Here is a 25,625-nt window from a genome sequence, read left to right as displayed (position 1 = left end):
CGGCTCCCGGCTCCCGGCTCCCGGCTCCCGGCTCCCGGCTCCCGGCTCCCGGCTCCCGGCTCCCGGCTCCCGGCTCCCGGCTCCCGGCTCCCGGCTCCCGGCAGCCAGCCTCTAGCACGCCCATGGCTGATCGGCAACCGTTTCACCACCTTCTCCCCGCGACAGGCTACTTGTCCTGCGGGTACTCGCACAGCGGAAGCCGTTAGTCGTCCGGTGCCTTGTCGGGTTCCTGAACTCTTTTCGATTGCCGGTGCCGAATTCTCCCCGCACCCTGATCTCTCGAATTCGGCGATTGGGTGTGTGGGGGTGCGGGCATGACGGAGGCGTTCAACGTCCTCGAGGTGGCTACCAGCGGCGCGGGTGTGCCGGCGGCAGAGATGGCGAGGTCGAGCTGGCAGGGCGTACGAGACACGTTGGTGGCGTTCTTCCGGGGAGGCAACGAGGCGACTGCCGCGCACGAGCTCCGCGTGGTGAATCTCCAGCAGGCGCGCTTGCTGGAGGCCCCGGAAGCTGAGCGTGAGGCCGTGCGCGAGCTGGTCTGCAAGGAGCTGTTCGACCAGTTGAAGGGATTCCTCCAGAAGTACCCCCACACGGCGGTGGACCTCATGGCGCTGGTGCGAGAGCGGGAGCGGGCCAATGGGGAGGGAGTCGCAGGGCCGCGCATGGTCGCGCAGAACAACACGCACAGCCAGGTCATCATGAGCAATTCCATCCTCGGCGGCACCTTCAACTACCGGCCGGAGGTCGACGGTCCGGTTCTCCAGGGCCAAGGGTGAGGAGCCTGCCCGTCTCGTCAACCGATCCGACGAAGCGGCTCGTGCAGTCCGCATCGCCCTGCGGCACGAGGCGGCGGACTTCCTCCGCCAAGTGGCCGCGACCGACATCCACGCCGTGCAAGACCTCCTCGAGCGGGAGATGGCGCGACCCCACACGCTGGTCGACTCCGAGATCCGGTACGACGCCCGCGTGGAGGTGGCGTTGCTGCCAGGGGACCAAGCCGCAGTGGAAGCGCTGCCGGCCGCCCAGCGTGAGCTGTCCATCGCGACGGCCATAGCCGGCGCAGAAGCAGATGCTGTACGGGCTCCTGAGCTCCGGAATGCAGAAGGCGGGGTGCCCCGCGTATGCAGCCCGGGTGGAGGAGATCGCCGAGGCCGCCAGAGCAACACACGCGCCGTCTGGCGGTGCCTGATGGTCAGCAGAAGCCACCCTCGTCAGGCGTGGTGGTGATGGTGACGACCACGTTCTGGCGCTGGACACTCTCGCCACGGACCGGCTTCCTCGCGTGGCGGCTCTCCAGGGCAAGCGGTGACACCATCTCCTTCGACGTCGCCTGGAGGGAGGTCCGCGTCCGTCGGTACCCGGATGAACTTCCCTACCGAGAGGCGGATCATTTCCCTCCTCGTCATCCGCCCGACGCCTGCCGGGCTCCGGCTCGTGGGCGATGGCGGCATCCTCCAGCACCTCGGCGTCCGTGATGATCTGGTGCTGCTGGTCGCCGCCCGCGCCCAAAGTCGGTGTGAACTGCCGCACGATCTGGGCGAACTCCGCAAGCTTGGAGGCGTCCAGGCCGAGGTTGTTGTTCTGGACGACGTTCTCCTAGCAGCCGGCGACAAAGCCTTGCGAGTGAGTGATGTTGTAGGTGTCGCCGCCGTTCGGCCGACGGTTCAGATGGTCGTTCACGCTTCCTCCGCCCAGTACGCAGCGCGTGCCGGCCGCGGTGTTTCCGAGCACGGCACCGTTGTCAGTGGAAAGGACTTGTACGAGATTGTTGTCGGCCAGGTATTCCAGGGTGCTGAGTACCTCCCCCTCGGCCAGCGGCTCACCGGCGAAGCTGCACTTCGGATCCGGTGCCGGCGAAGGACTCGACGACTCGTACGAGTCCGAGCATCTTCAACCGGAGCGCCATCTCGGGGGCCTCGTCCGTCGAGACGGAGGGCCTCAGATGACGACCGAGAGCGGCACAGATGGCTGCAGCTCCAACCAGCAGGCGCCTGGCTCTGCAGCCGCCCTGCCGGAGAGCAAGGAGCAGCGCAACCGTGTCGTCTCGGCGGCCGAGTACGCGTGGATCCAGGCGGCGGCTGAGCTCTACGTCTTCGCTGAGCAGCGAGGGCTTCGACTGGTGCGCGCCGACGGCCACAACAGGTACTTGCTGAGCCAGGCGATGGTGTTCGACAGTGTGATTCTCCTCCCGCCTGGCCGGCATCCGAAGGACGTCGTGCAGGATGTCGGAGCGGGTCCCCTTGGCCCGGCGCCTTGAAAGCGCGGCCGACTCGGGCCTCCGTGGTCGCCAACGAGCAAGGGGGGATGATGGTGGTGTCGGAGCCGGATCAGGCGATCCGTTGGCGGGTGCCGTCCGTTGAGTTTCGGGTCCAAGCCCAATGGGATCGCGGTAGGGAGCGGTGGTATTGGAAGCCGGCCGATGCGGCGATCCCGCCCTGCAGGGAGTCTGTGGAGACTCCGAAACAGCTGCGGCGCATGCTGCTGGTGTTGGGCGGGGTGGCGGGCGCGCTCCTCGGGCAGGATGCAGAGGTTCTGCGTACGCGCGTGACGGGTCATTGGTTGCCCAGCGGCGGTACAGCGATCGGTTGTTATGAGTGGTGCCGTTCCGGCGAGACCGGTCAGATGGTCCCTGTCCAGGACCCGTGGGTCTTGTGGCCGGACGCGCAACGCGGCCCCCAGGGAGTGGGCAGTTGAGGTCCGGCGATCGCATCGATCCCGGGCCGGTTGTATGAGTAAGCTGTGGAAGCCAGGTCCGGACTGCCGGTAGAACCGGGGGAACCAGCCGAGCATCCATTCTTCACCGTCCGGGGGCGCGTCCGCAGCACGCCCACCAGCGGAACTCCACTCGCTTCCACGCACGGTGTCGTGCGCCCACCCGTTCGGAGTCCTCCGCATGTCTGCCCAGCCGACCTTGGCCGCGCTCTGCGGCTTCCACTGTGAGCACACCCCCAGCAAGAGCCGCATCTACGCTCTCGTACAACATCGGGAGGGCCCTGCCTCATTGCAGGCGGTCCTCACCTGCCGCGAACCTGATCTCGCACAGCGGGCAGTCGGCATCCTGCGACAGGCCATCCAATCCTCCGCCGATGGCTGGAAGTGCGAGCCGCTGGAGGCGCTGTGCGCCCAGTTGCCGGACGCGCCGGCTTCCTCGCTGCGCAGTGCCACCAGGCATGCGCTCGCAGGCGTCTGGCCCATGACGCCCGGCAGCTATTTCAAGTGGGAGCAGATTGCCGACGACGCCGACGCAGCCGAAGAGGAGGGCGGTGTCCCCGAGGCGGTTGCAAGTGCTTCGCGCACCCCGCACGATGCGCAGCTCGCCGACCTGGCAGGTCCGGTCATCCGAGTGGAGCTGCTCCGCGAGTTCCACGTCCATGATCAGCAGGCCGCCTTGAAGGCAGCCAGGAGTGCGGGCTGGGAACCCCTGCCGAGCGACGACCCTGAGGGTGACGACCCGCAGGACCTCGTCGGGGCCGTCATGTGGCTTGCAGAGTCAGACAGCGAGATCGAGGGGGCGGACACGATCACGGACACGTGCCAGGGCCTAAAGCTGCGCACGGAGAAAGGGCATGAGGTCGCCGATTGGAGCAAGGAGCCGGTGGTCGCGGACTTCGGTTCGGGCTGGCGGCACCGGGCGGCCGTCCGCCGAGGTGAGACGCCGGAGCCTCCTGCCGAGGAGAGGATTCCGGACTTCGCGGCGCTGTTCGAGACCCAGCCACCGCACTGTGAGGACCCGGAGTGCGAGGACGAACAGTGCCGTTGGCAGCTCACTCCTCGAACGGCCGATGTCCTGTACACGGAGCTGTGCCTGCTCGCCGACCAGGCGTACGACGAATGTGAGGAACTCGGTGACGGGCCGGTGGTGCCTGGCGAGCACGAGGGCGACTGGGGCGTCTTCACCCATCTCCCGAAGCTGACTTTCGGGACCGACCTCCAATGGCGCCGCCGGTTCGCCAGGGCAGCCGACGACCTCGCCGGAGACCTTGAGCGCGGCCAGTGGCCGCAGCCCAGCTGCACGGCCGAAGAACTCGCACTCCACCTCGCTGTACGTGACGCGGGCGAGCGAGGAGACGAGGACCTGGACACGGGTCGGCGTGAGCGGTTGCCCGCTCACCGCGACGACTACGACTTCGACATGTGCTCGGAGGCGTTTTTCCAGGACTCCGACGTGCTGATGCTCTACAGCGCTCGCTTTGCAGGCATCGAGGAACCTGACGACGAGACGAACCTCCGCATGGGCATCGGCGATCTCCGTGCCTCGGCCTGGTTCGAGCCGTTCCTCAACGTGCCCGCCCGAGATCCACACCGAGGGTTCCGCCGCTGACCGCGCGGAGGGCCACAGCCAGCCCAGTGCGGCCTTAGGCAGCCAGGCTCTTGCGGACCCTGAGGGAGTACGTGGTGCCCTCAGGGCCGCTGCTGCGGCTCCACCCGACAGAGGTGGCCACGCCCCAGCCCTTCTGCTCGCGCATCTGCGTGGCGAACACGCCGAGGCTCTCGATCGTGCACCCGCAGTCCAGCGAGACCTCGACGTCGATGTACGGGCTGCGAGGGTTTTGCTCGCCGTCCGATTCTGTCCACCGGACTCGGTGCACGTGATCGGCCAGTCCGGTCCGCTGCACGTCGTGCTTGATGCCGTGTGCCTTGGCGTACTCGTCCAGGTCGTCGATCACGAACAGATCGCTGGACCAGTTTCCCGGCCACACCGCGTACAGCCTGGACTCGCCGGCCACTGCCCTCTCGTACGTCGCCCGGTCTGTTCCGTGGGTGACGCGGCCGGGAGTCACCCCCACCGAGATCTTCTCCCGGTTTCCTCCCAAACGATCACCCATGACGCAGGAAGGGCCTGACCCGCGATGCGGATCAGGCCCCTGACCTGGTCTTACGAAGTCGGGGTGGCGGGATTTGAACCCACGACCTCTTCGTCCCGAACGAAGCGCGCTGCCAAGCTGCGCTACACCCCGATCGTCACCCTTGCAGCGCTTGCTGCCCTGGCGACATCGATTACTCTAGCGGACCCTCGGCCGGAGACGAAATCCGGTTTTCGCGCGGGGCCCGCCCGGCCAGGGCCGGAACCGGACGGCGGTGGTCCGCCGCGACGAGGGCGAGGCCGAGGGCGTAGAAGAGGATGCCCAGGACGATCGCGTTCAGGGCGACCCGGCCGTAGCCGTACTGGGCCGCGTCGATGAAGGGGTACGTGTACCGGGTCTTCGTGCCGGGGGCGAGCAGGGCGCCGCGGACCAGCGCGAAGGTCACGTACGCGAGGGGGTAGGCCAGCCACTGGACGGCGTGTCGCGGGCGCAGGGTGCGCGGGGCCGTCAGGAGGAGGAAGTCCAGCACGGCGCCGAGGGGCGTGACCGTGTGGAGGAGCTGGTTGGCGACGGCCTTGGCACCGGTCAGCCCGTCGAGGTCCTCGACCACGTTGAAGGGGCTCGACGGGTTGGCCAGGACCAGGTGGAAGACCAGCCCCGTCACCAGGATGAAGAGCAGCACCCCGCCCCGGAGGAGGGGGTCGACGTCGGGCCGTGCCCGCCACGCGCGGACGGCGGAGAGGCCGAAGACGACCGCCACCGCGATGTTCGTCCAGATGGTGAAGAAGCTGAGCACGACCGGGACGCTGCCGTAGGCGCACTCGATGACGACCCCCGTCACCGCCGCGGCGCAGATCAGGGCGCGGAAGGCGGCCGGGACGACGCGCCGGGCTGTGGTCATCCCGGAAACGTACCCGTCGCTACGCCTTCGGCGTCAGGGTCAGGAGGGTCGCTTCCGGCGGGCAGGCGAAGCGGACCGGGGTGAACCGGTTGGTGCCGCAGCCGGCCGAGACGTGGAGGTACGCGCGGTTGCCGTCCGCCTCGTGCGTGGACAGGCCCTTCACCCGTTTGGTGTCCAGGTCGCAGTTGGTGACCAGCGCCCCGTAGAAGGGGATGCACAACTGGCCGCCGTGCGTGTGGCCGGCGAGGATCAGCGGGTACCGGTCGGCGGTGAAGGCCTCCAGGACCCGCAGGTACGGGGCGTGCACCACGGCCATCGAGAAGTCGGCGTCCCGCTCCGGGCCGCCCGCGACCTGTTCGTAGCGGTCGCGCTTGATGTGCGGGTCGTCCAGCCCGGTGAAGGCCAGCTCCAGGCCCTCCACCTTCAGCCGGGCCCGCGTGTTGGTGAGGTTCAGCCAGCCCGCCGCGTCGAAGGCGTCCCGCATCTCCTCCCAGGGGTTGTGGACGGCGCCGACGACCGGCTTGTTGCCGTTCAGCCCGTGCCGGCCCTGGACCTTCTCGAGCAGGTAGCGGCCGGGGTTGCGCAGCCGCGGCCCGTAGTAGTCGTTCGATCCGAAGACGTACACGCCCGGGAAGTCCATCAGGGGGCCCAGCGCGTCGAGCACCTCCGGGATGCCCTCGGTGTCCGAGAGGTTGTCGCCGGTGTTGACGACGAAGTCGGGGCGCAGGCCCGCCAGGGACTGGAGCCAGGCGCGCTTCTTGCGCTGCCCGCCGACCATGTGGATGTCCGACACCTGGAGCACGCGCAACGGCCGCATGCCCTGGGGGAGGACGGGCACCGTGACCCGGCGCAGCCGGAAGGAACGGGACTCGAAACCGGCGGCATAGGCCACGCCCGCGGCCCCCGCCGCGGCGATTCCGGCAGCTGCCTTCAGGGGGACTCCGTAACGCGCACGCATGGCCCCATCGTCGCAGACCCGGAAAACCCGCGGGCGCCACCGCCCCCGCAGGTGGCAGACTCGTGTGCATGACCACGCTCAAGGCCAAGCTCCAGGAAGACCTCACCACCGCCATCAAGGCGCGCGACGAACTGCACTCGTCCACGCTGCGGCTGACCCTCTCCGCCATCACCAAGGAGGAGGTCGCGGGCAAGGAAGCGCGTGTCCTCTCCGATGAGGAAGTCCTCAAGGTGATCGCCAAGGAGGCGAAGAAGCGCCGCGAGGCTGCGGAGGCCTTCAGCCAGGGCGGCCGTCCCGAGCAGGCCGCCCGGGAGACCGCGGAGGGCGAGTTCCTCGACACCTACCTCCCCAAGCAGCTGACCGACGACGAGCTCGTCGCGATCGTGGCGCAGGCGGTCGAGGAGGCCAAGGCGGCGGGCGCCGAGGGGCCGCGGGCCATGGGCGCCGTCATGAAGATCGTGAACCCGAAGGTGGCCGGGCTGGCCGAGGGCGGGCGCGTCGCCGCCGTCGTCAAGCAGCAGCTTTCCTGAGCAGCCGTACGCGAAGGGGCCCTCAGCCGGATCCGGCTGAGGGCCCCTTCGCGTTGCGCTGTCGTCGGCTACTGGCCGTCGCGGCCGCCGATCACACCCGGCGGGAGGGTGATCCCGGGGAACGGGTTCTCCGGGGTGCCGCCGCCCGTCGTACCGCCCTCGGCGCCGCCGGGGCGTTCGCCGGGCTTGTTGTCACCGCCGGGCTTGCCGGGCTTCCCCGGCTTGCTCGGGTTGGTGGCCGGCCGTCCGCCGTTGCTGCCGCCCGGGAGTACGGGCTCCGGGATGCTGACGGTGGTGAAGTCGGGGGATTCGCGGCCGGAGAGGGCGCCGGTGATCGCGTCCTTCCAGATCGGGCCGGGCAGCCCGCCGCCGAAGACCTTGGGGTAGTACCTGCCGCCGATCTCGATGTTCTCCATCGTGATCTTCTTCGCGCCGCCCGAGCCGACCCACACCGCGCCCGAGATGTTCGGGGTGTAGCCGACGAACCAGGCGTTGTAGCGGGAGTCCGTCGTACCGGTCTTGCCGGCGCTGTCGCGGTCGGTCAGGCCGGCCCGCTCACCAGTACCGGAGTCGACCACTCCGCGCAGCAGGGTGTTGATGGTGTCGGCCGTCTCCGGTGCCATGGCCCGCTCGCACTTGGGCTTCGGCACGGCAAGCGCCTTGCCGTGGGCGTCGGTGATCGACTCGATGGCGACCGGCGTGCAGTGGACACCGCGGTTGGCGAAGGTCGCGTACGCGTTGGCCATCGTCAGCGGGGACAGCTCGGCGGAACCGAGCGCGATCGAGGGGGCCTCGACCAGCTTCTCGCCGTTGGCCGAGTTCACGCCGAGCTTCTGCGTCATCTCCATGACCGGGCAGAGGCCGATCTCCGAGATCATCTGCACGAAGTAGGTGTTGATGGACTTCTCCATCGCCGTCCGCAGCGCGTACGGACCGACCTCGTCCTCGGTCTCGTTCTCGGCCGTCTGCAGCTTGCCGTTCGACTGCGGCAGGTTGAGCCAGTTGCTGCCGTCGCACTTCTGCACCGGGCTCGGGTAGTCCATCTTGTTCGGCGCCGGGTACACCTTGGACGGCGGCATGCCCCGCTCTATGGCCGCGGCCGCGATGAAGGGCTTGAACGTGGAGCCGACCTGGAAGCCGAAGTTCGAGCCGCCCATCCGCTTGTCCACGGAGTAGTTGATCTGCGTCTCGTTCTTGCCGAAGCCGTACGGCTTGGACTGCCCCATCGCCAGCACCCGGCCGGTGCCCGGCTGGACCATGGTCACGGCCGTCGCGATCGAGTCGTCCTGGTTGACGTGGTCCTTGATCGACTCGTTGGCCGCGTCCTGCGACTGCGGGTCCAGGGTGGTGCGGACCGTGAGGCCGCCCTGGTTCCAGATCTTGGCCCGCTCCTCGCGCGTCTTGCCGAAGGCCGCGTCGGTCAGGAAGCTGTTGCGGACGTAGTCGCAGAAGAAGCCCGCGCCCTTGACCGCCGTGATGCAGCCGTTCTTCGGCTTGGTCACCTTCAGGGTGACCGGCTTCGCCTTCGCCGCGTCCGCCTCCGCCTGCGAGATGTCCTTGATGTCGGCCATCCGCTGGAGGACGAGGTTGCGGCGCTTCATCGCCTCCTGCGCGTCGTTCACCGGGTCGTACCGGCTCGGCGACTGGACGACGCCCGCGAGCAGCGCGGACTCCTCCAGGGTCAGGTCCTTGGCCGGCTTGCTGAAGTAGCGCTGGGCCGCGGATTCGATCCCGTACGCCTGCTGGCCGAAGAAAGTGATGTTCAAGTAGTTCTCGAGGATCTTCTTCTTCCCGAGTTCCTCTTCGACCTGGATCGCGTACTTCAGCTCGCGGATCTTGCGGCCGAGGCTCTTCTCCTGGGCCTCGCGCACCTTGGTCTCGTCGTCGCCGGCCTCTTCGACGAACACGTTCTTCACGTACTGCTGCGTGAGCGTCGAGGCGCCCTGTGCGGCGCCGCCCTCCTGCGCGTTGCGGTTGACCGCGCGCAGGATGCCCTTGAGGTCGACCGCGCCGTGCTCGTAGAAACGCGAGTCCTCGATGGCGACGATTGCCTTCTGCATGTAGGGGGAGATCGCCGTGAGGGGGACCACCTGCCGGTCACGCGAATAGACAGTGGCGATCAAGCCACCTTCGGAGTCCAGAATCGTGGTCCGCTGGCTCAGCGGCGGAGTCTTGAGATTGGCCGGGATCTCATCGAATCCCTCGACCGTGCCCTTGGCCGCGAGTCCCAGGGCTCCTGCCGCCGGAATCGCCATGCCGGCCAGCACAACTCCGGAGAGAACGGACACCCCGAGGAACTTGGCGGCCTGCTGGCTCCCCGTGAGCCCGCCGCCCGAGCGCTTCTTTCCCATGGAGGGCAGCCTACGTTCTCATTCGCCGGACACGCGCGAATGCCTTGGCCTAAGCTGTCCTCAACTGTCACAGCAGCGCGGTCCGACATCAACCCCTCGGCTTGATTTTCACCCTTCCCGAATGGGGTGGACTCATGTCCGAATCCCGCCTCCCGTGATGGGGGCAGCCCACTGGCGACTCGGTGATTTCACCCGAATCGCCGGAATGGTCGGGCATGTCGTCCGATCACTCCGTCGGGTGATCTGCCGCTTACCCATAGTCCGTTCGGACCATTCAAGATTGGGCCCGTCGGGGGTGTTGCACTGTGCCCGCCTTCCGTAACGTCCTCAACTGGCAGCGGTGAATATGCCGCTGCCGCCGTGGGGGAGCCTCGATTCGGGAGAGGACGGCGCCGGGATGGGCTGGGTTACCGACTGGAGTGCGCAGGCAGCCTGCCGCACTACCGATCCGGATGAACTGTTCGTTCAAGGAGCGGCACAGAACAGGGCCAAGGCGGTGTGCACCGGATGTCCGGTGCGGACCGAGTGCCTGGCCGACGCGCTCGACAATCGCGTCGAGTTCGGCGTGTGGGGCGGAATGACCGAGCGGGAACGCCGTGCGCTGCTGCGCAGGCGTCCCACCGTCACCTCGTGGCGACGGCTGCTCGAAACCGCACGTACGGAGTACGAGCGCAGTACGGGCATCCTGACCATGGATGCCGATGAGGAGATCGACGTTCCGTACGAGACGTACGCGGCAGCCGGGTAGATCACCCGGGCGCCACGTCGTACGGACACCGAACGCCTATGCTCCGGCCGGAACCCCGGCCGCGAGTCGCTCTCCGATGGCCCGCAGCCCGGCGAGGTCGTGCACATCGCCGGGCAGGGCCGCCACTTCGGCCACTGCCACCTCGGGGTGCAGTGAGGTGAAGCGATCGCGTGTGCGCTGTTCGCGCGCGATCACCTGCATCCGTTCGGCGTGCAGCCGCAGCAGTCCTGCCGTGATCTCGTCCACGTCGGGGGCGGGGGAGCCGTCGTCGGCGGAGTCACGAAGTCCAGCTTTCCCGGACTCCTGATCGACAATGCCGCCTTCTTCAAGATTCTCTGCGGCGGCCAGGGCCCGCTCGGCGGACAGCTGGTCGGCGCCGCTGCCGTGCACCCGGTTCAGTACCAGACCGGCCAGCGGCATCTTCTCCGCGGCCAGCCGCTCCACGAAGTACGCCGCCTCGCGCAGGGCGTCCGGTTCGGGCGCCGCGACCACGAGGAAGGCCGTACCGGGAGCCTGGAGCAGCCGGAAGGTGGCGTCCGCGCGCGTGCGGAAACCGCCGAACATGGTGTCCATCGCGGCCACGAAGGTCTGTACGTCCTTCAGCAGCGAGGCACCCATCAGCTTGCTCAGCGTGCCCGTCATCATCGACATGCCGACATTCAGGAACTTCATCCCGGCCCGGCCGCCCACCTTCGCCGGAGCCATCAGCACCCGGATGAACTTGCCGTCCAGGAAGGACCCGAGCCGCTTCGGCGCGTCGAGGAAGTCCAGCGCGGACCGGCTCGGCGGGGTGTCCACGATGATCAGGTCCCAGTCGTCCCTGGCCCGCAGCTGCCCCAGCTTCTCCATCGCCATGTACTCCTGCGTGCCCGCGAAGCCGGCCGACAGGGACTGGTAGAAGGGGTTGGCGAGGATGGCCTGGGCCCGCTCGGCGTCCGCGTGCCCCTCGACGATCTCGTCGAAGGTCCGCTTCATGTCCAGCATCATGGCGTGCAGTTCGCCGCCCGCAGCCCCGTCACCGTCACCGCCACCGTCGCCGACCCGGTCGCCGCCCGCGTCCCCTCCGGCCCCCACCCCGGTGACCTTGCGCGGCGTGTTGTCCAGCGAGTCGATCCCCATCGACTGAGCCAGCCGCCGCGCCGGGTCGATGGTGAGCACGACCGCCTTGCGCCCGCGCTCCGCCGCCCGTACGCCCAGGGCCGCGGCGGTGGTGGTCTTGCCGACCCCGCCCGCCCCGCAGCACACGATGATCCGGGTCTGCGGATCGTCCAGCAGCCCGTCGACGGCCAGCCGCGGCGGAGTGTCCATGCCCACGGTGTGCACCCCCTCGCTCATTCGCCCACCGACTGCTTCCGCAGTTCCTTGGCCAGCTCGTACAGCCCGGCTAGATCCATCCCCGCGCCGAGCAAGGGCAGTTCGTACGTCGGCACGTCCAGCCCCGCCAGTACGGCGCGCTGCGCGCGTTCCAGCTCCACCCGGCCCGCGTGCTCGGCGGCCTGCGCCAGCAGCGGGTCCACCAGCCGCTCGGCGAGCCCGCCGCGGCGCGCGCCGCCCAGGCCCGCCCGGGACAGCGCCTGGGCCACCCCGGCCCGGTGGTCCTCGGCCGCGGCCCGCAGGGTGTCCTCGTCCAGGTGGTGCGGGCGCACCATGTTGACGACGACCCGGCCCACGGGCAGCCCGGCCTGCCGCAGCTCCTCGATCCCGTCCGCGGTCTCCTGGACGGGCATCTCCTCCAGGAGGGTGACCAGGTGTACGGCCGTCTCGGGGGACTTGAGCACCTTCATGACGGCCTGGGCCTGGTTGTGGATCGGCCCGAACCGGGCCAGGCCCGCCACCTCGTCGTTGACGTTCAGGAACCGGGTGATCCGCCCGGTCGGCGGCGCGTCCATGATCACGTGGTCGTAGACGAACCGGCCCGCCTTGTCCTTGCGCCGCACCGCCTCGCACGCCTTGCCGGTCAGCAGCACGTCGCGCAGCCCGGGGGCGATGGTCGTCGCGAAGTCGATGGCGCCGAGCTTCTTGAGCGCGCGGCCCGCCGAGCCGAGCTTGTAGAACATCTGGAGGTAGTCCAGCAGCGCCCGCTCGGCGTCGATGGCGAGCGCGAAGACCTCACCGGTGCCGCCGGGCGCGACGGCGATCTTCCGCTCCTCGTAGGGGAGCGCTTCCGTACCGAAGAGCTGTGCGATGCCCTGCCTGCCCTCGACCTCCACCAGAAGAGTCCGCTTGCCCTCGCGTGCGAGGGCCAGCGCGAGTGCCGCGGCGACCGTGGTCTTGCCGGTGCCGCCCTTGCCGCTGACCACCTGGAGCCTGCTCACAGCGTCCGAGCCTAATTCCTTCGCCTCGGACCGCAGGCACTACCCTCGCTCCCATGACCAAGAAGTTCGAATACGCGACGGTCCCGCTGCTGGTCCACGCCACCAAGCAGATCCTGGACACCTGGGGCGAGGACGGCTGGGAGCTCGTCCAGGTCGTGCCCGGGCCGAACAACCCCGAGCAGCTGGTGGCCTACCTCAAGCGGGAGAAGGCATGAGCGGCGTCGTCGAGGCGAAGCTGGCCGAACTCGGCCTGACCCTGCCCGAGGTCGTCCCGCCGCTGGCCACGTACCAGCCGGCCGTGCGCTCGGGCGCGTACGTGTTCACCTCGGGCCAGCTCCCGATGGTCAAGGGCAGCCTGCCGGTCACCGGCAAGGTCGGCGCGGAGGTCTCGGCGGAGCAGGCCAAGGAGCTGGCCGCGACGTGCGCGCTGAACGCCCTGGCCGCGGTCAAGTCGATCGTCGGCGACCTCGACAAGATCGCGCGCGTCGTGAAGGTCGTCGGCTTCGTCGCCTCGGCCCCCGACTTCACGGGCCAGCCGGGCGTGCTGAACGGTGCGAGCGAACTCCTGGGCGCGGTCCTCGGCGACAAGGGCGTCCACGCCCGTAGCGCGGTGGGCGTCGCGGTCCTCCCGCTGGACGCCCCGGTAGAGGTCGAGATCCAGGTGGAACTGACCGCCGGAGCCTGACACCCCACGCACCGGCGGGGCTGGACTCTCCAGCCCCGCCGGCGTTTGAGGCGCGGGGTCTGGGGCGGAGCCCCAGGAGGCCGGGCGCAAGGCGGCCCTCGAACATCGGGCCGGATGGCCGTAGCATCCGGCCATGCCGAATGGTCAGCACGGTCAGCAGCAGCCCCCCGCCGGAGGCCAGTGGTACCCGCCGGAGTGGCCCGACCGCATCCGCGCGCTCGCGGACGGTTCCCTCACCCCGGTGGACCCCAGACGCGCCGCCACTGTGATGCTGCTGCGCGACACCCCGGCCGGTCCCGTCGTGCACATGCTGCGCCGCCGGGCCTCCATGGCCTTCGCCGGAGGCGCGTACGCCTACCCCGGCGGCGGGGTCGACCCCCGCGACGAGGAGCACCAGGTCGGCTGGGCGGGTCCGAGCCAGGACGACTGGGCCCAGCGCCTCGGCACGGATGCCCGTACCGCCCAGGCCATCGTCTGCGGCGCGGTACGCGAGACCTTCGAGGAGGCGGGCGTACTGCTCGCCGGCGAGACCCCCGGCACCGTCGTGGGCGACACCACCGGCGACGACTGGGAGGCCGACCGGCAGGCCCTGGTGGCGCGGGAGCTGTCCTTCGCGGAGTTCCTGGACCGCCGCGGCCTGCGGCTGCGGTCCGACCTGCTCGGCGCGTGGGCCCGCTGGATCACCCCGGAGTTCGAGCCGCGCCGCTACGACACCTGGTTCTTCGTCGCCGCCCTCCCCGAGGGCCAGCGCACCCGCAACGCCTCCACCGAGGCCGACCGGACCGTCTGGATCCGCCCGGCCGACGCCGCGGACGGATACGACAAGGGCGAGCTGCTGATGATGCCGCCGACCATCTCCACCCTGCGCTCCCTGGAGCCGTACGGGAGCGCCGCCGAGGCGCTCGCCGCGGCCGGTGCGCAGGATCTGACCCCCGTCTTGGCCCGGGCCGCGCTGGAGAACGGCGAGCTGGTGCTCAGCTGGCCGGGCCACGACGAGTTCACCAAACGAGTGCGCCTCGGAGGCTCCTCATGACCGACGCCGCCGCACTGCCAGGCCAGCCCCGCGGGGTCGTCACCTCCGGGCCCGCCACCGCCCGGGCGGTGAACATCCTGGCCCCGAACCCCTCCGCGATGACACTGGACGGCACCAACACCTGGCTGCTGTCCGAGCCGGGATCCACCGAGGCCGTCGTCGTCGACCCCGGCCCGCTGGACGAGGCCCACCTCAGGGCGGTCGTCGACACCGCCGAGCGCGCGGGCAAGCGGATCGCCCTGACCCTGCTCACCCACGGCCACCCCGACCACGCCGAGGGCGCCGGCCGGTTCGCCGAGCTCACCGGCACCAAGGTCCGCGCCCTGGACCCGGCCCTGCGGCTGGGCGACGAGGGCCTGGCCGCGGGGGACGTGATCAGGACCGGCGGCCTGGAACTGCGGGTGGTCCCGACCCCCGGGCACACCAGCGACTCGCTCTGCTTCCACCTGCCCGCCGACCGCGCCGTCCTGACCGGGGACACCATCCTCGGCCGCGGCACCACCGTGGTCGCGCACCCCGACGGGCGCCTGGGGGACTACCTGGACTCCCTGCGCCGCCTGCGCTCGCTCACCGTCGACGACGGCGTGCACACCGTCCTGCCGGGCCACGGGCCGGTCCTGGAGGACGCCCAGGGAGCCGTCGAGTTCTACCTGGCCCATCGCGCGCACCGGCTCGCCCAGGTCGAGACCGCCGTCGAGGACGGGTTCCTCACCCCGGAGGCGGTCGTGGCCCACGTCTACGCGGACGTGGACCGATCGCTGTGGCCGGCCGCGGAATGGTCCGTACGGGCGCAGCTCGAGTACCTCCAGGAACACGGGCTGATCCCCGGCGGCCCCGAGCTCTAGGCCGCCCGCGAGCCGTCCGAGCCGTCCGCGAGCCGGCTCGAGCCGGCCCGAGCCCGTCCGAGCCGTCCCTGCCGTCCTACGCGGTCCTGGGCGCCTTCGTGCCGTGCCGGGCCGTGTACTCGTCCGCGAGCCACGGCCCGAGGTCCTCGATGTACGTACGCAGCACGGCCGGGTCCGCGACCGGGTCCAGTGCCACGGCGGCCGCGGCCCGCATCTGGGCCGCGCGCTCCGGGTAGTACGTACCGAAGATCTCCGCGGACTCGGCGAGATCGCTGGTCCAGCCGCCCCACCGGGGCATGACCAGGGTGAATCCGGTGCGCACCAGGCGCCGCGCGCAGGTCCGGCTCAGCCTGCGGTAGTCGTCCGGGGCCGAGGCCTCCCGCAGCCTGGTCCGCCACAGGGGCAGTACGTCGGCCAGGTCGCCGTTGGTCTCCCGGGCGAGCAGGCTGTCCGGGCGGTAGCGGGGCAGGTGCTCGGCCAGGTCCGCGCCCAGCAGCGGGGTGCACAGGCAGGCGAGGAACCAGCCCAGGTCGAATCGTTCCGCCTCGCTGAGCACCCGGGCCTTGTCCTCGAGCAGGATGCCGACCCCGTCGATCTGCGGGAAGTCCTCGTCGAGCCCGCGCGCCAGTACGTCGGCGGCGTCCCGGTCCTGGTCGGCGGGCGCGTGGTGCAGTACGAGCAGCAGGTCGAGGTCGGACCGGCCGGGCCGGGCCGTCCCGCGCGGCACGGAGCCGTACAGGTAGGCGCTGTGCAGCCGCCGCCCGTACGCGTCGCCGGTCCGCTCCCGCGCCGCGGCGACGACGCCCCGGAACTCCCCTTGCACCGTGCCGAGGGACCCCTCCCGCTCGAAGTAGCCGTACGCGTCCAGGCCTCTGTGCTCCATGCCTCCACTGTGCCTGGCGGCCCTGCGAATCCGGCTGAGCCCGGACGGAGTCAGGGCGCCGGGGCGCACCGCAGCCGGACGCGCGAAGGCCCCGCCCGGGCTACGGGCGGGGCCTTCGCGGAGCCGGGAAGGTCAGCGGGACCGCTTCGCGAGCCGCTCCACGTCCAGCAGGATCACGGCGCGGGCCTCGAGGCGCAGCCAGCCGCGGCCCGCGAAGTCGGCCAGCGCCTTGTTCACGGTCTCGCGGGAGGCGCCGACGAGCTGTGCGAGCTCCTCCTGCGTGAGGTCGTGCACCACGTGGATGCCCTCCTCCGACTGCACGCCGAACCGGCGCGACAGGTCGAGGAGCGCCCGCGCCACACGGCCGGGTACGTCGGAGAAGACCAGGTCGGACATCTGGTCGTTGGTCTTGCGCAGGCGCCGGGCGACGGCGCGCAGCAGCGCGGTCGCGACCTCGGGCCGGGCGTTGAGCCAGGGCTGGAGGTCGCCGTGCCCGAGGCCGAGGAGCTTGACCTCGGTCAGCGCGGTGGCGGTGGCGGTGCGCGGGCCCGGGTCGAACAGCGACAGCTCGCCGATCAGCTCGCCGGGGCCGAGGACGGCCAGCATGTTCTCGCGGCCGTCGGGGGAGGTGCGGTGGAGCTTCACCTTGCCCTCGGTCACGACATACAGCCGGTCGCCGGGGTCGCCCTCGTGGAACAGGGCGTCACCGCGTGCGAGGGTCACCTCGCCCATGGAGGCGCGGAGCTCCGCGGCCTGCTCGTCATCGAGCGCCGCGAAGAGCGGGGCGCGCCGCAGAACGTCGTCCACGAGTTTCTCTCCTATGTCGACCAGCTCAGGGGACCGGTCTCCCATTTTGCCGGACGGCTCAAACAGTGCGATCAATCACTACCAAGGATGCCGGACGGACGCGCGTGCTGGGTGGTGAGAGACCAATCAGAGTGGTGTTACCTGAGGTCCGGGCGGGTGTCGGCGCCCGGCCTTAGGCTGGCCGGGTGTCCAATAAGCCGGTGAGAGCACAGGCCAAGGGGTCCGCGGGAGTGATGGCGGCCCGAAATTCTGCTGTGGGCGAACAAGCCCTCGCGGAGGCGTCCGCGAAGGCCCCGCCCGCCTCCGAGGGCAAAGGTTCGGCCAAGAAACCCGTCGCGAAGCCTTCCGCGGCGCGGCCGGAATCCCGTCTGGCCATGGTCCGCCGGGCCCGCCGCATCAACCGCGAGCTGGCCGAGGTCTACCCGTACGCCCATCCGGAGCTCGACTTCCGGAATCCGTTCGAGCTGCTCGTGGCGACCGTACTGTCCGCGCAGACCACCGACCTGCGGGTGAACCAGACGACGCCGGCGCTTTTCGCCGCCTACCCGACCCCCGAGGACATGGCCGCGGCCGCTCCCGAGCACCTGGAGGAGCTGATCCGGCCGACCGGGTTCTTCCGGATGAAGTCGAAGTCCCTGCTCGGGCTCTCGCAGGCGCTGCGGGACGACTTCGGCGGGGAGGTGCCGGGCCGCCTCGAGGACCTGGTCAAGCTGCCGGGAGTGGGCCGCAAGACGGCGAACGTGGTCCTGGGCAATGCCTTCGGCGTCCCCGGGATCACCGTGGACACCCACTTCGGCCGGCTCGTGCGCCGCTGGAAGTGGACCGAGCAGGAGGACCCGGAGAGGGTCGAGGCGGAGATCTGCGCGATCTTCCCCAAGAGCGAGTGGACGATGCTCTCGCACCGCGTCGTCTTCCACGGCCGCCGGATCTGCCACGCCCGCAAGCCGGCCTGCGGAGCCTGCCCGATCGCCCCGCTCTGTCCGGCGTACGGGGAGGGCGAGACGGACCCGGAGAAGGCGAAGAAGCTGCTGAAGTACGAGAAGGGCGGCCAGCCGGGCCAGCGCCTGGCCCCGCCCCCGGACTATCCGGGCCTGCCGGCCGCGCCCCAGGGCTCCGCCCCGGCATGATCCGCCCCCGCGGCGGTCGGGGCGCGGGGCCCCGGCAGCGGCGCCGCGCCTGAGGAACGAATCGGTACCCGCATCGCGTTTGGCGGTGTGGGAGACGGTGCTGACAGAGAGACGCGGACAGGGACGCCTATGACTGGGGCTACGCAGGACCGCCGGGCCGAAGCCGACACGCACGGGCCGTCGTATGAGGGCCGGAGCGGCGGGTACGACGGCCCGGCCCTCTCCACCGACGGCCTGCCCGCCTGGCTGGACCCCGTCGTCGAAGCCGCCCGCACGATCGAGCCGCCGCAGCTGAGCCGGTTCCTGCCGCCCGAGGACGGCCGGGGGCGGCAGTCCGCCGTGCTCGTCCTGTTCGGCGAAGGGCCCCGCGGGCCCGAGCTGCTGCTCATGGAGCGCGCCGGCACCCTCCGCTCGCACGCGGGCCAGCCCTCCTTCCCGGGCGGCGCCCTCGACCCGGAGGACGGCGATCCGCACACCACCGGCCCGCTGCGCGCCGCACTGCGCGAGGCCGAGGAAGAGACCGGACTGGATCCGTCCGGTGTCCAGCTCTTCGCGGTGCTGCCCCGGCTCTACATCCCGGTCAGCGAGTTCGTCGTCACCCCGGTCCTCGGCTGGTGGCGCACCCCGAGCCCGGTCGGCGCCGTGGACCCGGCCGAGACGGCCCGCGTCTTCACGGTGCCCGTGGCGGATCTCACGGACCCCGAGCACCGGGTCACGGCCGTGCACCCGAAGGGTCACCTGGGGCCCGGTTTCACCGTGGAATCGGCGCTGGTCTGGGGTTTCACCGCCGGAGTGATCGACCGGCTGCTGCATTTCGCGGGCTGGGAGCGTCCCTGGGACCGCTCGCGGCGGGTCCCGCTCGACTGGCACGCGTGAGACGGTGGCCCCTGTGAACGTGCTGGACATCCTGTTGCTGCTGGCGGCCGTGTGGTTCGCCATCGTCGGCTACCGCCAGGGGTTCGTCGTCGGCATCCTGTCGGTGATCGGCTTCCTCGGCGGTGGTCTCGTCGCCGTGTCCCTGCTCCCGCTGATCTGGGACCGGGTGACCGACAACGGCACCCAGGTGTCCACCACGGTCGTGGTGATCGCCGTCGTCGTGGTCATCGTCTGCGCCTCGATCGGCCAGGCCCTGACCACCCATCTGGGCAGCCGGCTCCGCCGCCAGATCACCTGGTCGCCGGCGCGCGCGCTGGACGCGACGGGCGGGGCCCTGGTCAACGTCGTCGCGATGCTGCTGGTGGCCTGGCTGATCGGCTCCGCGCTCGCCGGCACGTCACTTCCCACGCTGGGCAAGGAAGTCCGCAACTCCAAGGTGCTCCTCGGCGTGTCGCGGGTGCTGCCCGCGCAGGCGAACACCTGGTTCTCGGACTTCAGCTCCACGCTCGCGCGCAACGGCTTCCCGCAGGTGTTCAGCCCGTTCTCCAACGAGCCCATCACCGAGGTCAAGGCACCCGATCCGGACCTCGCCTTCAGCCCCGTCACCGAGCAGGCCAAGCAGTCCATCGTGAAGGTGGTCGGCACCGCGCCCGGCTGCAGCAAGGTGCTGGAGGGCACGGGCTTCGTCTTCGCGCCCGGCAAGGTGATGACCAACGCGCACGTCGTCGGCGGGGTCGGCGAACCGACCGTGCAGATCGGCGGCGAGGGCAAGCTCTACGACGGCAAGGTCGTGCTCTACGACTGGGAGCGCGACATCGCCGTACTGGACGTGCCCAAGCTGAAGGCCCCGGCGCTGGAGTTCACCGACCGGGACGCGGGCAGCGGCAGCGACGCGATCGTCGCCGGCTTCCCGGAGAACGGCGCGTACGACGTCCGCGCCGCACGCGTCCGCGGCCGGATCAACGCCAACGGCCCCGACATCTACCACCGGGGCACCGTCCGGCGCGACGTCTACTCGCTGTACGCGACGGTCCGTCAGGGCAACTCCGGCGGCCCGCTGCTGACGCCCGACGGCAAGGTGTACGGGGTCGTGTTCGCGAAGTCCCTCGACGACCCGAACACCGGCTACGCCCTGACCGTGGACGAGATCCGCGACGACATCCGGATCGGCCGGAGCGCCGTACAGCGGGTCGACAGCCAGGGCTGCGCCCTCTGACACCAGGTCCACCGGGCCCGCGGGCCCGGTGGGACGCCGGGGTGGTCTCTACGTCCGTGGATGGCGCAGGCGCGCCGAGACCCACAGGGCCCTTCGGCGCAGGATGCGCGGAATCCCGAGGCGGAGGTCGTGGCCGTTCCGGCCGGTCCTCCCGTGGGTGCCCGGCGTCGCTGCCGAGCGGCGTTCGTGTGCGGTGTCACCGTAGTCGTGCGTCCAGCCCATACTCCGAGCTGTGCCCGTGACCCAAGGTCGGTAACCCCGTACGAGGCGGCCAATTGGCCTATGCGCGAGGCAATTGAATGTTTGTCATACCGATCAGCGGTCCGGTTCGGGGTCCTTGAGCCAGTTCACCAGCTCGGTCGAGAAGGCCACCGGGTCCTCCTCGTGCGGGAAGTGCCCGAGACCGTCGAACAGCCGCCAGCGGTACGGGGCTTCGACGTACTGGCCGGATCCGGCGGCGCTCCGCGTGCGCATCACCGGGTCGAGCGAGCCGTGCAGGTGCAGCGTCGGCACGCGCACCGGTCGCTTCATGCGCCGGTTGAACTGGAGGCCGTCGGGCCGCGCCATCGACCGCATCATCCACCGGTAGGGCTCGATCGAGCAGTGCGCGGTGGAGGGGATGCACATCGCCCGCCGGTACACCGCGAGCGCCTCCTCGTCGGCGACGCCGTCCTCCTGGAGCCGCGGCCCCGACCAGTCCCGGATCAGCTCCGCCACGAGTGCCCCGTCGTCGGCGACGAGCTGCCGCTCGGGGATGAACGGCCGCTGGAAGCCCCAGATGTGCGAACTCGCCCGGGTCTGGCCGAAGTCGGACAGCATCGCCGAACGCCAGCGGCGCGGGTGCGGCATGGACGAGACGACCAGGCGGCGCACGAGCTTGGGCCGCATCACGGCCGCGGTCCAGGCGAGGTAGCCGCCCAGGTCGTGCCCGACGAGCGCGGCGTCCGGCTCGCCGAGGGACCGTACGACGCCGGTGATGTCGAGCGCGAGATTGGCCGGGTCGTAGCCGCGCGGGGTGCGGTCGCTGCCGCCCACTCCGCGCAGGTCCATCGCGACCGCGCGGTAGCCGGCGTCGGCGAGCGCGGTCATCTGGTGCCGCCAGGTCCACCAGAACTGCGGGAAGCCGTGCAGCAGCAGCACCAGCGGCCCGTCGCCGACCTCGGCGACGTGGAAGCGGGCGCCGTTGGCGGCGACGTCCCGGTGCGTCACCCCCCGCCCGCCGGGCAGATCGAGCCGGATCGCCGAGGCGGCGGTGGGCGGATTGCCGGGGTCAGGTGTGGGCGCTGTCATGAGGACGAGCGTGCCACACCCACAGCCTTGTCACTCACCGGCCGCGCGTGCGGCTTGACGGTCCCGACGAGCGCCGCGGTCTGCTTGACCGACTCGATGGTCTTCACCGGCGGCTTGACCTTCTTGAACTTGACCATGGCGAGCAGCCCGATCAGGCCCGCGAGCAGCCAGAACGCCCCGCCGACGATGAGGAAGGACCAGGCGAGGCCGAGCCCGAGGTTATGGATCCCGTAGGCCGCGGCGAAACTCAGTACGGGGAGGGAGAAGAGCAGCAGCACGCCCGCGACGATCGCGGCACCGCTGCCGATGCCCGCGCGCTTGACGTCCTGCTTGATCTCCACCTTGGCGAGCGCGATCTCGTCGTGCACCAGGGCCGACATCTCGGCGGTGGCCGAGGCGACCAGCTGGCCGAGTGTGCGCTCGGCTCCTTGCGCCCCTTGGTCCACTGCGCTCATCGCTCTCTCCCTCTGTCGTCTGCCGCGTCGGTACGCCGCCCTCCGTCAGATCATGCCGGACGGTCGCCCTCGATGCTGGACCCGGCCGCCGCTTCGGCCCTGCGCCGGTGCTCCGCGGCCTTCTCCTCGTGGATCCTGGCCATCCGCAGGTGGTACGCGGGGGTGTGCTCCTCGTAGATGTCCGGAATGCCGTCGTGGTCCTCGTCGCGCTCCTCGGCTTCGGTCAGCGCCCGGTACTTGCGGTCGCGGAGCTTGAGCAGGACGCAGGCGAACACCGCGGCTATGAGGGAGCCGATGAGGACGGCGGCCTTGACCTCGTCGGTGAGGAGCGGATCGTCGGCGAAGGCGAGTTCGCCGATCAGCAGCGAGACGGTGAACCCTATTCCGGCGAGGGAGGCGACGGCGAGTACGTCCGGCCAGGCGAGGTCGTCGTTGAGTTCGGCCTTGGTGAAGCGGGCGGCCAGCCAGGTGCCGCCGAAGATGCCCACCGTCTTGCCGACGACCAGGCCGAGGACCACGCCGAGGGTCTCGGGCCGGGTGAAGACCTGGCCGATGGACTCGTCGGAGAGGGAGACCCCGGCCGCGAAGAGGGCGAAGAGCGGTACGGCGAGACCGGCCGAGACAGGCCGTACGAGGTGCTCGATGTGCTCGCCGGGGGAGTGGTTCTCGCCGTCCTTGCGGGTGCAGCGCAGCATCAGGCCCATGGCGACGCCGGCGATGGTGGCGTGCACGCCGCTGTTGTACATCAGGCCCCAGATGGCCAGGGCGAGCGGTACGTAGACGTACCAGCCGCGGATGCCGCGGCGCAGCAGGAACCAGAACAGTACGAGGCCGACGACCGCGCCGCCGAAGGCCAGGAAGTCGATCTCGCTGGTGAAGAACACCGCGATGATGATGATCGCGAAGAGGTCGTCGACCACGGCGAGGGTGAGCAGGAACGCGCGCAGGGCGGAGGGCAGCGAGGTGCCGATGACGGCGAGGACGGCGAGTGCGAAGGCGATGTCGGTGGCGGTCGGGACCGCCCAGCCGTTCATGGACCCGCTGCCGAATATGTTGACGAGGGCGTAGACCCCGGCGGGGGCGGCCATGCCGCATATCGCGGCGATGACGGGGAGGGCGGCGGCCTTGGGATCGCGCAGGTCGCCCGCGACCAGCTCGCGCTTGAGCTCGATGCCGGCCACGAAGAAGAAGATCGCCAGCAGGCCGTCGGCGGCCCAGTGCTGGATCGAGAGGTCCAGGCCGAGGGAGGCGGGGCCGATGTGGAAGTCCCGGACGGCCTGGTAGCTCTCCGCCAGAGGGGGTGTGTTCGCCCAGATCAGGGCGGCGACGGCGGCCACGAGGAGCAGAACACCGCCGACGGTCTCGGCGCGCAGGGCGTCGGCGACGAACCGCCGCTCGGGCAGCGAGAGCCGGCCGAGGAGCTTGCGGCTCTGGTTGTCGGTGGGGTTGGGCGCGGCCACGGTGGGACACCTCCGGTTGGTCGACGGCATGGCAAATGCACTTGCCGACCAGACTTCCCGGCACACCCTGAGGTTTAGAACGTCAAATCTTGACGCTTCTCATACATTACAGGGTGGCGCGGTCGTATCGGGTGATCTTCACCTTAAATGTCAAGGGGGCGTCCGGCGCGCTGTGCGCCGGACGCCCCCGAGGCCCTGTGGCCCGTCGGCCCTGCTCAGTCCTCGCTGGACGCGGACGGCAGCTTGCTCTGGATCAGGTCCATGACCGAGGAGTCCGCGAGCGTGGTGACGTCGCCGACCGTGCGGTTCTCCGCCACATCGCGCAGCAGGCGCCGCATGATCTTGCCGGAGCGGGTCTTCGGGAGCTCCTGCACCGGCAGGATCCGCTTCGGCTTGGCGATCGGGCCGAGCGTGGCACCCACGTGGTTGCGCAGCTCGGCGACCAGGCCGTCGGTCTCCGCGGCGCTGCCGCGCAGGATGACGAAGGCCACGATGGCCTGCCCGGTGGTCTCGTCGGTGGCGCCGACCACGGCCGCCTCCGCGACCGAGGGGTGCGAGACGAGCGCCGACTCGACCTCGGTCGTCGAGATGTTGTGGCCGGACACCAGCATCACGTCGTCCACCCGGCCGAGCAGCCAGATGTCGCCGTCGTCGTCCTTCTTGGCGCCGTCGCCCGCGAAGTACTTGCCCTCGAAACGCGACCAGTAGGTGTCGATGAACCGCTGGTCGTCGCCCCAGATGGTGCGCAGCATCGACGGCCACGGCTCGGTCAGGACCAGGTAGCCGCCACCGCCGTTCGGGACCTCGTGCGCCTCGTCGTCCACGACGGTGGCGGAGATTCCGGGCAGCGCGCGCTGCGCCGAGCCCGGCTTGGTCTCCGTGACGCCCGGCAGCGGGGAGATCATCATCGCGCCGGTCTCGGTCTGCCACCAGGTGTCCACGATCGGGCAGCGGTCGCCGCCGATGTGCTTGCGGTACCAGATCCAGGCCTCGGGGTTGATCGGCTCGCCGACCGAGCCCAGCACGCGCAGGCTGGACAGGTCGAACTTCGCGGGGATGTCGTCGCCCCACTTCATGAACGTACGGATGGCCGTCGGCGCCGTGTAGAGGATGGTGACGCCGTACTTCTGCACGACCTCCCAGAACCGGCCCTGGTGCGGGGTGTCGGGCGTGCCCTCGTACATCACCTGGGTGGCGCCGTTCGCGAGCGGGCCGTAGACGATGTACGAATGCCCGGTGACCCAGCCGATGTCGGCGGTGCACCAGTAGACGTCGGTCTCCGGCTTCAGGTCGAAGACGGCGTGGTGGGTGTACGCGGCCTGCGTGAGGTAGCCGCCCGAGGTGTGCAGGATGCCCTTCGGCTTACCCGTGGTCCCCGAGGTGTACAGGATGAAGAGCGGGTGCTCGGCGTCGAAGGCCTGCGGGGTGTGCTCCGCGGACTGCCGGCCGACGACCTCGTGCCACCAGACGTCGCGGCCCTCGGTGAAGGCGGTGTCCTGGCCGGTGCGCTGTACGACGAGCACGTTCTTGACCTGCGGACACTTGCCGACGGCCTCGTCGATGGCGGGCTTGAGGGCGGTGGGCTTGCCGCGGCGGTAGCCGCCGTCGGCGGTGATGACCAGCTTGGCGTCGGCGTCCTGGATGCGGGAGGCGACGGCGTCGGCGGAGAAGCCGCCGAAGACCACGGAGTGCGCGGCGCCGATCCGGGCGCACGCGAGCATCGCCACGACCGCCTCGGGGATCATCGGCAGGTAGACGGCGACGCGGTCGCCGGCCTGGACGCCCAGCTCGGTCAGGGCGTTGGCGGCCCTGGAGACCTCGTCCTTGAGCTGCGCGTAGGTGATGGCGCGGCTGTCGCCGGGCTCGCCCTCGAAGTGGATGGCGACGCGCTCGCCGTTGCCGGCCTCGACGTGCCGGTCCACGCAGTTGTACGCGACGTTGAGCTTGCCGTCCGCGAACCACTTCGCGAAGGGCGGGTTCGTCCAGTCGAGCGTCTCGGTCGGCTCCGTGGCCCAGGTCAGCCGCCGGGCCTGCTCGGCCCAGAAGCCCAGCTGGTCCGCGTCGGCCTGTGCGTACGCAGCCTGTGTCACGTTGGCGGCGGCGGCCAGATCGGCGGGCGGTGCGAACCGCCGCTCCTCCTTGAGCAGATTGGCCAGGCTTTCATTGCTCACGACATGTCCCTTTCCCAGGGTGTCCGTTGTGTCCCCGGCATAGCTCATCAGTCAGCGGCCCGGGTGACAAGGGCTAGCCGAAAATTGGTTTAGACCTATAGCACGTCCGGGTGCGCGCGACGGCCCCTTCCCGCTGCAGGGTGCGGAAAGGGGCCCAAAGGATGGCACG

Annotated in this window: 25 protein-coding genes and 1 tRNA gene; 12 read left to right on the top strand and 14 right to left on the bottom strand. The window is 70.3% G+C overall.

All coding sequences use genetic code 11. The annotated features are described in order from the left end of the window. The first annotated feature begins 314 nt into the window (after nucleotides 1–314). Nucleotides 315–776: a hypothetical protein gene (locus ACFWP3_RS13870; RefSeq protein ID WP_384219983.1), complete on the top strand. Its 462-nt coding sequence runs from the start codon at nucleotides 315–317 to the stop codon at nucleotides 774–776. A 416-nt stretch (nucleotides 777–1,192) separates the two neighbouring features. Here ACFWP3_RS13870 and ACFWP3_RS13865 read toward each other — a convergent pair whose 3' ends face one another. Next, a complete protein-coding gene (locus tag ACFWP3_RS13865; RefSeq protein ID WP_384219981.1) occupies nucleotides 1,193–1,315 on the bottom strand; it encodes a hypothetical protein in 123 nt (40 codons plus the stop codon). Between the two features lie 627 nt (nucleotides 1,316–1,942). On the opposite strand from ACFWP3_RS13865, the gene ACFWP3_RS13860 reads away from it, so the two are divergent. Together ACFWP3_RS13860 and ACFWP3_RS13855 are read left to right on the top strand one after the other, a co-directional pair. Then, nucleotides 1,943–2,257 (top strand): hypothetical protein, encoded by a 315-nt coding sequence (locus tag ACFWP3_RS13860; protein ID WP_384219979.1) that lies wholly within the window; start codon nucleotides 1,943–1,945, stop codon nucleotides 2,255–2,257. A gap of 636 nt (nucleotides 2,258–2,893) precedes the next feature. Continuing rightward, nucleotides 2,894–4,321 (top strand): hypothetical protein, encoded by a 1,428-nt coding sequence (locus ACFWP3_RS13855; RefSeq protein WP_384219977.1) that lies wholly within the window; start codon nucleotides 2,894–2,896, stop codon nucleotides 4,319–4,321. Nucleotides 4,322–4,355: 34 nt separating this feature from the next. Here ACFWP3_RS13855 and ACFWP3_RS13850 read toward each other — a convergent pair whose 3' ends face one another. The 4 genes from ACFWP3_RS13850 to ACFWP3_RS13835 form a co-directional block, all read right to left on the bottom strand. After that, nucleotides 4,356–4,787 carry a hypothetical protein gene (locus tag ACFWP3_RS13850; RefSeq protein ID WP_384219975.1) on the bottom strand — a complete coding sequence of 144 codons (432 nt, stop codon included), beginning with the start codon at nucleotides 4,785–4,787 and terminating at the stop codon, nucleotides 4,356–4,358. Nucleotides 4,788–4,884: 97 nt separating this feature from the next. Beyond that, nucleotides 4,885–4,958, bottom strand: a tRNA-Pro gene (locus ACFWP3_RS13845). A 40-nt stretch (nucleotides 4,959–4,998) separates the two neighbouring features. Further along, nucleotides 4,999–5,706: a Pr6Pr family membrane protein gene (locus ACFWP3_RS13840; RefSeq protein WP_384219973.1), complete on the bottom strand. Its 708-nt coding sequence runs from the start codon at nucleotides 5,704–5,706 to the stop codon at nucleotides 4,999–5,001. A 19-nt stretch (nucleotides 5,707–5,725) separates the two neighbouring features. Continuing rightward, nucleotides 5,726–6,664: a metallophosphoesterase gene (locus tag ACFWP3_RS13835; protein ID WP_384219971.1), complete on the bottom strand. Its 939-nt coding sequence runs from the start codon at nucleotides 6,662–6,664 to the stop codon at nucleotides 5,726–5,728. 68 nt (nucleotides 6,665–6,732) lie between these two features. Between ACFWP3_RS13835 and ACFWP3_RS13830 the strand changes: the two genes are divergently transcribed. After that, nucleotides 6,733–7,194 (top strand): GatB/YqeY domain-containing protein, encoded by a 462-nt coding sequence (locus ACFWP3_RS13830; protein ID WP_384219968.1) that lies wholly within the window; start codon nucleotides 6,733–6,735, stop codon nucleotides 7,192–7,194. Nucleotides 7,195–7,262: 68 nt separating this feature from the next. Here ACFWP3_RS13830 and ACFWP3_RS13825 read toward each other — a convergent pair whose 3' ends face one another. Continuing rightward, complete coding sequence (locus ACFWP3_RS13825; RefSeq protein ID WP_384219966.1) at nucleotides 7,263–9,545, bottom strand: transglycosylase domain-containing protein; 2,283 nt, start codon at nucleotides 9,543–9,545, stop codon at nucleotides 7,263–7,265. A gap of 397 nt (nucleotides 9,546–9,942) precedes the next feature. On the opposite strand from ACFWP3_RS13825, the gene ACFWP3_RS13820 reads away from it, so the two are divergent. Next, nucleotides 9,943–10,293 carry a WhiB family transcriptional regulator gene (locus ACFWP3_RS13820; RefSeq protein WP_257559391.1) on the top strand — a complete coding sequence of 117 codons (351 nt, stop codon included), beginning with the start codon at nucleotides 9,943–9,945 and terminating at the stop codon, nucleotides 10,291–10,293. A gap of 36 nt (nucleotides 10,294–10,329) precedes the next feature. On the opposite strand, the gene ACFWP3_RS13815 is transcribed toward ACFWP3_RS13820, so the two are convergent. Both ACFWP3_RS13815 and ACFWP3_RS13810 read right to left on the bottom strand, forming a co-directional pair. Beyond that, the gene (locus tag ACFWP3_RS13815; protein ID WP_384219963.1) at nucleotides 10,330–11,628 is read right to left on the bottom strand and encodes an ArsA family ATPase; all 1,299 of its coding nucleotides are present in this window, start codon (nucleotides 11,626–11,628) and stop codon (nucleotides 10,330–10,332) included. Then, on the bottom strand, nucleotides 11,625–12,608 hold the full coding sequence (locus ACFWP3_RS13810) for an ArsA-related P-loop ATPase (protein ID WP_384219961.1): 984 nt from the start codon (nucleotides 12,606–12,608) through the stop codon (nucleotides 11,625–11,627). Before ACFWP3_RS13810 ends, ACFWP3_RS13815 begins: the two co-directional genes overlap by 4 nt. A 53-nt stretch (nucleotides 12,609–12,661) precedes the next feature. On the opposite strand from ACFWP3_RS13810, the gene ACFWP3_RS13805 reads away from it, so the two are divergent. The 4 genes from ACFWP3_RS13805 (at nucleotide 12,662) to ACFWP3_RS13790 (ending at nucleotide 15,171) form a co-directional block, all read left to right on the top strand. Next, nucleotides 12,662–12,823: a DUF4177 domain-containing protein gene (locus tag ACFWP3_RS13805; RefSeq protein WP_007264966.1), complete on the top strand. Its 162-nt coding sequence runs from the start codon at nucleotides 12,662–12,664 to the stop codon at nucleotides 12,821–12,823. Continuing rightward, entirely contained in the window at nucleotides 12,820–13,293 is a 474-nt protein-coding gene (locus tag ACFWP3_RS13800) for a RidA family protein (protein ID WP_384219958.1), read from the top strand. Before ACFWP3_RS13805 ends, ACFWP3_RS13800 begins: the two co-directional genes overlap by 4 nt. Before the next feature lie 133 nt (nucleotides 13,294–13,426). Then, nucleotides 13,427–14,326: an NUDIX hydrolase gene (locus ACFWP3_RS13795; protein WP_384219955.1), complete on the top strand. Its 900-nt coding sequence runs from the start codon at nucleotides 13,427–13,429 to the stop codon at nucleotides 14,324–14,326. Next, on the top strand, nucleotides 14,323–15,171 hold the full coding sequence (locus tag ACFWP3_RS13790; RefSeq protein WP_384219953.1) for an MBL fold metallo-hydrolase: 849 nt from the start codon (nucleotides 14,323–14,325) through the stop codon (nucleotides 15,169–15,171). The genes ACFWP3_RS13795 and ACFWP3_RS13790 overlap by 4 nt, the downstream gene beginning before the upstream one ends. A gap of 76 nt (nucleotides 15,172–15,247) precedes the next feature. On the opposite strand, the gene ACFWP3_RS13785 is transcribed toward ACFWP3_RS13790, so the two are convergent. Both ACFWP3_RS13785 and ACFWP3_RS13780 read right to left on the bottom strand, forming a co-directional pair. Beyond that, nucleotides 15,248–16,054 carry a nucleotidyltransferase domain-containing protein gene (locus ACFWP3_RS13785; RefSeq protein ID WP_384219951.1) on the bottom strand — a complete coding sequence of 269 codons (807 nt, stop codon included), beginning with the start codon at nucleotides 16,052–16,054 and terminating at the stop codon, nucleotides 15,248–15,250. 132 nt (nucleotides 16,055–16,186) lie between these two features. Then, entirely contained in the window at nucleotides 16,187–16,861 is a 675-nt protein-coding gene (locus tag ACFWP3_RS13780; protein WP_003981529.1) for a Crp/Fnr family transcriptional regulator, read from the bottom strand. A gap of 233 nt (nucleotides 16,862–17,094) precedes the next feature. Here ACFWP3_RS13780 and nth point away from each other — a divergent pair, with 233 nt between their 5' ends. The 3 genes from nth to ACFWP3_RS13765 all read left to right on the top strand — a co-directional run bounded on the left by nth (nucleotide 17,095) and on the right by ACFWP3_RS13765 (nucleotide 20,080). Then, complete coding sequence (gene nth, locus ACFWP3_RS13775; protein ID WP_384219996.1) at nucleotides 17,095–17,988, top strand: endonuclease III; 894 nt, start codon at nucleotides 17,095–17,097, stop codon at nucleotides 17,986–17,988. Between the two features lie 129 nt (nucleotides 17,989–18,117). Continuing rightward, nucleotides 18,118–18,864, top strand: coding sequence for an NUDIX hydrolase (locus ACFWP3_RS13770; RefSeq protein ID WP_384219949.1), 747 nt, complete (start codon nucleotides 18,118–18,120; stop codon nucleotides 18,862–18,864). Between the two features lie 13 nt (nucleotides 18,865–18,877). Next, nucleotides 18,878–20,080 carry a MarP family serine protease gene (locus tag ACFWP3_RS13765; RefSeq protein ID WP_384219947.1) on the top strand — a complete coding sequence of 401 codons (1,203 nt, stop codon included), beginning with the start codon at nucleotides 18,878–18,880 and terminating at the stop codon, nucleotides 20,078–20,080. 315 nt (nucleotides 20,081–20,395) lie between these two features. Here the strand turns inward: ACFWP3_RS13765 and ACFWP3_RS13760 are convergent, their stop codons facing one another. The 4 genes from ACFWP3_RS13760 to acs all read right to left on the bottom strand — a co-directional run bounded on the left by ACFWP3_RS13760 (nucleotide 20,396) and on the right by acs (nucleotide 25,504). Beyond that, a complete protein-coding gene (locus ACFWP3_RS13760) occupies nucleotides 20,396–21,370 on the bottom strand; it encodes an alpha/beta fold hydrolase (protein ID WP_384219945.1) in 975 nt (324 codons plus the stop codon). Further along, a complete protein-coding gene (locus ACFWP3_RS13755) occupies nucleotides 21,367–21,825 on the bottom strand; it encodes a phage holin family protein (protein ID WP_384219943.1) in 459 nt (152 codons plus the stop codon). The genes ACFWP3_RS13760 and ACFWP3_RS13755 overlap by 4 nt, the downstream gene beginning before the upstream one ends. Before the next feature lie 50 nt (nucleotides 21,826–21,875). After that, nucleotides 21,876–23,285 carry a Na+/H+ antiporter NhaA gene (gene nhaA / locus ACFWP3_RS13750; protein ID WP_384219940.1) on the bottom strand — a complete coding sequence of 470 codons (1,410 nt, stop codon included), beginning with the start codon at nucleotides 23,283–23,285 and terminating at the stop codon, nucleotides 21,876–21,878. Nucleotides 23,286–23,500: 215 nt separating this feature from the next. Next, nucleotides 23,501–25,504 carry an acetate--CoA ligase gene (gene acs, locus ACFWP3_RS13745; RefSeq protein ID WP_384219938.1) on the bottom strand — a complete coding sequence of 668 codons (2,004 nt, stop codon included), beginning with the start codon at nucleotides 25,502–25,504 and terminating at the stop codon, nucleotides 23,501–23,503. Nucleotides 25,505–25,625: the final 121 nt, after the last annotated feature.

The sequence above is a fragment of the Streptomyces sp. NPDC058525 genome (genome assembly GCF_042719495.1).
Classification (GTDB): Bacteria; Actinomycetota; Actinomycetes; order Streptomycetales; family Streptomycetaceae; genus Streptomyces.
The sequence above is the reverse complement of the archived record's forward strand: the minus strand, read 5'-3'. Positions and strand labels throughout refer to the sequence as shown.

What these genes read in the sequence shown, in the direction of transcription:
- ACFWP3_RS13835 (WP_384219971.1), bottom strand. Translation starts at nt 6,664, where the DNA reads ATGCGTGCGCGTTACGGAGTCCCCCTGAAGGCAGCTGCCGGAATCGCC.
- ACFWP3_RS13820 (WP_257559391.1), top strand. Translation starts at nt 9,943, where the DNA reads ATGGGCTGGGTTACCGACTGGAGTGCGCAGGCAGCCTGCCGCACTACC.
- ACFWP3_RS13855 (WP_384219977.1), top strand. Translation starts at nt 2,894, where the DNA reads ATGTCTGCCCAGCCGACCTTGGCCGCGCTCTGCGGCTTCCACTGTGAG.
- ACFWP3_RS13865 (WP_384219981.1), bottom strand. Translation starts at nt 1,315, where the DNA reads ATGGTGTCACCGCTTGCCCTGGAGAGCCGCCACGCGAGGAAGCCGGTC.
- ACFWP3_RS13790 (WP_384219953.1), top strand. Translation starts at nt 14,323, where the DNA reads ATGACCGACGCCGCCGCACTGCCAGGCCAGCCCCGCGGGGTCGTCACC.
- ACFWP3_RS13800 (WP_384219958.1), top strand. Translation starts at nt 12,820, where the DNA reads ATGAGCGGCGTCGTCGAGGCGAAGCTGGCCGAACTCGGCCTGACCCTG.
- acs (WP_384219938.1), bottom strand. Translation starts at nt 25,504, where the DNA reads ATGAGCTATGCCGGGGACACAACGGACACCCTGGGAAAGGGACATGTC.
- ACFWP3_RS13825 (WP_384219966.1), bottom strand. Translation starts at nt 9,545, where the DNA reads ATGGGAAAGAAGCGCTCGGGCGGCGGGCTCACGGGGAGCCAGCAGGCC.
- ACFWP3_RS13785 (WP_384219951.1), bottom strand. Translation starts at nt 16,054, where the DNA reads ATGGAGCACAGAGGCCTGGACGCGTACGGCTACTTCGAGCGGGAGGGG.
- ACFWP3_RS13795 (WP_384219955.1), top strand. Translation starts at nt 13,427, where the DNA reads ATGCCGAATGGTCAGCACGGTCAGCAGCAGCCCCCCGCCGGAGGCCAG.
- ACFWP3_RS13755 (WP_384219943.1), bottom strand. Translation starts at nt 21,825, where the DNA reads ATGAGCGCAGTGGACCAAGGGGCGCAAGGAGCCGAGCGCACACTCGGC.
- ACFWP3_RS13870 (WP_384219983.1), top strand. Translation starts at nt 315, where the DNA reads ATGACGGAGGCGTTCAACGTCCTCGAGGTGGCTACCAGCGGCGCGGGT.
- ACFWP3_RS13815 (WP_384219963.1), bottom strand. Translation starts at nt 11,628, where the DNA reads ATGAGCGAGGGGGTGCACACCGTGGGCATGGACACTCCGCCGCGGCTG.
- ACFWP3_RS13770 (WP_384219949.1), top strand. Translation starts at nt 18,118, where the DNA reads ATGACTGGGGCTACGCAGGACCGCCGGGCCGAAGCCGACACGCACGGG.
- ACFWP3_RS13805 (WP_007264966.1), top strand. Translation starts at nt 12,662, where the DNA reads ATGACCAAGAAGTTCGAATACGCGACGGTCCCGCTGCTGGTCCACGCC.
- ACFWP3_RS13860 (WP_384219979.1), top strand. Translation starts at nt 1,943, where the DNA reads ATGACGACCGAGAGCGGCACAGATGGCTGCAGCTCCAACCAGCAGGCG.
- ACFWP3_RS13830 (WP_384219968.1), top strand. Translation starts at nt 6,733, where the DNA reads ATGACCACGCTCAAGGCCAAGCTCCAGGAAGACCTCACCACCGCCATC.
- nth (WP_384219996.1), top strand. Translation starts at nt 17,095, where the DNA reads ATGGCGGCCCGAAATTCTGCTGTGGGCGAACAAGCCCTCGCGGAGGCG.
- ACFWP3_RS13840 (WP_384219973.1), bottom strand. Translation starts at nt 5,706, where the DNA reads ATGACCACAGCCCGGCGCGTCGTCCCGGCCGCCTTCCGCGCCCTGATC.
- ACFWP3_RS13760 (WP_384219945.1), bottom strand. Translation starts at nt 21,370, where the DNA reads ATGACAGCGCCCACACCTGACCCCGGCAATCCGCCCACCGCCGCCTCG.